We start from the raw sequence: 3,538 nt of genomic DNA, 5'->3' as shown, positions 1-3,538 counted from the left end.
GTTGCCAAGAACCTTAATCCTGGTTTGAAAATACTTTGATTGCAGGTTTGAGCGATTAGCATTGTAGGCGCTACATCTAGCTTTGCTGAAGCTACCGCAAGTTCGTAGACTCATGGAAATCGCTCACGATCTTCTACTTGAGCCAATACTTCATTGCTCTTGTAGAGCCAGTTTCAATTGCCGATTACACGAATGACTAAAATCGTGGAATGCTCCAAGACTGGGCTGCTTCTCACTGTATTTCGCCAAAGCTGGGCGAAAGAAATAAGTAAGAAATATTTACAGTATTAAATAAGAAAGTCTTGTCCCACAAGCATTAGGGATGGGTGCGACTGTGCAACACTTTTGCTTGTTGTGCTTCTGTATTGTTTAAAAAAGGTAAATTTTTGCACAGCTTCGGATTTCATCACTTCACCAAGTTAATAAACAAAAATATCTTTATACTAAGTCTGTTAACTGGTAAATTTCTAAAAGAATAAAATGTATAAGTCGTATATTATAGCGTCACAATGATGTTTTAGCTATTTCAGCTATTGAAACAGAATGTAATTAACTGAATTTCACCTCGCTAATCTGGAGTATTGAGACAACATTTTTGGCTCAAAAAGTAACTGGATGTCCACTGAGCAGCACCTACACTACAAACGCCAGGCATTACAAGAACCGTATGACCTAGTAGCCAAGAAGCTAATACGGTTACGTTGTGATTATGCGATCGCAGCAGATACTCTCATTCGCTTCCAATTAGAAAAGCAAATTCAACAAACTGAAGCTGAACTAAATGAATTGGATCAGCAGCTTGGTGATCTGGAACGAGCTTTATCTAGTGGAAGAGTGTATCGTGCTTTGTTGAAATTGGGCTATCGAGAGCAGACGCGAGCATTTCGGAGATTTATTGAGACTCATTCAGTAGCAGCTTTTCTAATCCACGGTTCACTGTACTATGGTCAGCGCTGGTTGTTAAATCGTTTAGTAGTACAAAATGTCCCCAATATCATGACGGGAAAGGTTGTGCGAATTGAACTCAGTCGCATTGCTCGGAGGAGTGACAGTGCTGCTTTGTGGCGTGAACTTGGTGGTAGAGTTGGTCTAGGTAGGCAAAGCTCAATTCCTGAAATTGCCGAACGAGTTTATCAATGGTGGCGAACTCAGAATGTTCTGTTAATTTTATATGATGTCGATTGTCTTTCGGAAACTCTTTTAGACGAGCTGATCCGAGATTTCTGGTTATTATTAGCGACTAAAGTTAATACGGATAGCCCGCAAGCGAGTCAATTCAAATTATTAATGTTCCTGGTAGATTATGATGGCTGCGTAGGTAGTTGGAATATTCCTTTTGTAGAACGGCTCGACCCTACTTGGAAGCCAGATAACCCTGTGAAACTGCCTGAGATTAACCAATTTTCTGACGATGAACTGACTAACTGGCTAGAGTATGCAGCAGACGAATTGCCGATTAAACTGATAGATCAGTTAGATGAAACAGTACAAATAATACTGAAAAACAGTGATAATGGCATTCCAGAAACCGCATTGGGCGAAATTTGTCAACTGTCTGGCTGTAATTGGTATGATGAAGAGGAAAAATGGTTAAGGCTGTAGGCGGAAAAGTCTTGGAATATACAGGTAAAGTGCAGCCCCAACTAGGAGAAAGGGGGGCGAATGGACATCTGTTATATCCGTATTTGCCTAATCCTGAACTGGTAGAAGCAGTCAACTTAGCGATTTACTTGGAACGTCCCTTACTGCTTAAAGGTGAACCGGGATGCGGTAAGACTCAACTTGCAAGTGCAGTTGCCTACGAGCTAGGTTTGAACTTGGAAGCTTGGTATGTCAAATCCACTAGTCGGGCAAGGGATGGGTTGTATAACTATGATGCCGTTGGACGATTGCGGGATGCCCAGCTAGCTGTTTCCAGTCGCTTGACAGCAGAACAAATTCAGCGAATTGATGACCCAACTACCTATGTACGCTGGGGGCCTCTGGGAAGATCATTTCAGCAAGAAAACCGTGCTGTTGTACTGATTGACGAAATTGATAAAGCTGATATTGACTTTCCCAACGACCTGCTGCTGGAATTAGATGAGCGGCGGTTTATTATTGAGGAAACAGGTCAGAAAATTGAGGCTAAGGCAGCACCAATTGTTTTAATTACTAGCAATGATGAGAAAGATTTACCGGATGCCTTTTTGCGAAGGTGCTTGTTTCACTATGTTGAATTCCCTAATCGTGAGCGGTTGATACAGATTGTTAACGGTCTGTTTCCTGATTCACCTCAAGCTTTGGTAGATAAAGCCATAGTTCGCTTCTTACTACTGCGGGAAGAAATGCGAAAAGATAAAGGGGAGGCTGGCAAGAAAGTCAGCACCAGTGAATTAATTGACTGGTTTCGCGTCCTGCGTCGATATCGTCAAGATGAGGCTTTGGCAAAACTGGATGGCAAGATACCTTATGCTGGCGTGTTGCTAAAAAGTTGGGATGACCATATACGCTATCTGAGACAGAGCCGTGGAAGTAAATGATTTGCCTCTACTGGAACTTTTTACTAAGCTGCGTGAAGCTGGCTTACCACTAGGTATTGATGAGTATCAGTTAGTTTTACAAGCTATACAAGCTGGTTTTGGGATTAATGACCAAGCTGCTTTGAAGCGTCTGTGTCAGACTTTGTGGATCAAATCTACAGAGGAAATGCAGTTATTTGAGTATCATTTTGAGCAAGTGATGAGCAGTGAGGCTGTTTTGGCAACCTCGCCAACATCGACTATGACAAATCGGCAGCATCAGCTTTCTCAAATAACTCGCTATGTAGCTTTAGCAGGAGCTTGCATTATAGGAGCCGGGATTGTTTGGGGGATAACAAGCAGATATCAAAATCAGACTACCAAAGATTCAGCAATTCCATCTCAGGCGCCCGGATTAATTAATCCAACTCCAACTCCAGGAACTAATCCTAGCGCGACTACAGCACCGCAGACGAATCAAATCCAGAACGAGAGTAATTGGAAAACGATTGCCCCATTTATAAGTCTAGCTTTTAAAGTAGTTGGAGTAGGGTTAGCTTCCGGATCTGTCTTAACTACTATATATACAATTATTAGATGGCTGACTGAGCGACTATCTAAACAAACAGCCAATGATGATAGCTCCCTTCTCCAAGCAACTACAGACTCAAATATTTCTTCAAGTTTGACTCAAGTAATTGAAGATGAAGTGCAAGTCGCTCAAGCAGTTTTGCAAGCAACCAGCAGGAACGACCAAAATTCTTACAATCAGTTTATTCTTTCTTTCGACTACCTACCTGTAACTCAACGGCAGATGAAGCAGATGTGGCGGTACCTGCGCCGGGTGGTTCGGGGAGGCGGGCCAACTGAATTGGGTGTGGAAGCAACAAACAAACAAATTGGATACCAAGGCACTTTTTTTGGACCTGTAATTGTACCCGGACGGGGAAACCGAACTGGAATTGTGTTACTTATTGAACAAGATGGGGCAATGATAACATTTCATTCTCTTCCACCACGATTGGTAGAAACAGCTT

Annotated in this window: 3 protein-coding genes; all 3 read left to right on the top strand. The window is 42.3% G+C overall.

What is annotated here, in order from left to right; genetic code table 11:
* Positions 1 to 615: 615 nt before the first annotated feature.
* Positions 616 to 1,602: a hypothetical protein gene (locus tag RRG12_RS41855; protein ID WP_420762624.1), complete on the top strand. Its 987-nt coding sequence runs from the start codon at positions 616 to 618 to the stop codon at positions 1,600 to 1,602.
* Positions 1,587 to 2,522 carry an AAA family ATPase gene (locus RRG12_RS41850; RefSeq protein WP_420762625.1) on the top strand — a complete coding sequence of 312 codons (936 nt, stop codon included), beginning with the start codon at positions 1,587 to 1,589 and terminating at the stop codon, positions 2,520 to 2,522. Before RRG12_RS41855 ends, RRG12_RS41850 begins: the two co-directional genes overlap by 16 nt.
* Positions 2,509 to 3,538 (top strand): hypothetical protein (locus RRG12_RS41845; protein WP_420763206.1); only part of this gene is annotated, 1,030 nt, incomplete at its 3' end. The genes RRG12_RS41850 and RRG12_RS41845, both read left to right, overlap by 14 nt.

This window comes from Nostoc sp. CALU 546, from assembly GCF_048836525.1.
Note: the sequence above shows the minus strand (reverse complement) of the source record. Positions and strands in the feature narration are given on the sequence as shown.

What these genes read in the sequence shown, in the direction of transcription:
- RRG12_RS41855 (WP_420762624.1), top strand. Translation starts at nt 616, where the DNA reads ATGTCCACTGAGCAGCACCTACACTACAAACGCCAGGCATTACAAGAA.
- RRG12_RS41850 (WP_420762625.1), top strand. Translation starts at nt 1,587, where the DNA reads ATGGTTAAGGCTGTAGGCGGAAAAGTCTTGGAATATACAGGTAAAGTG.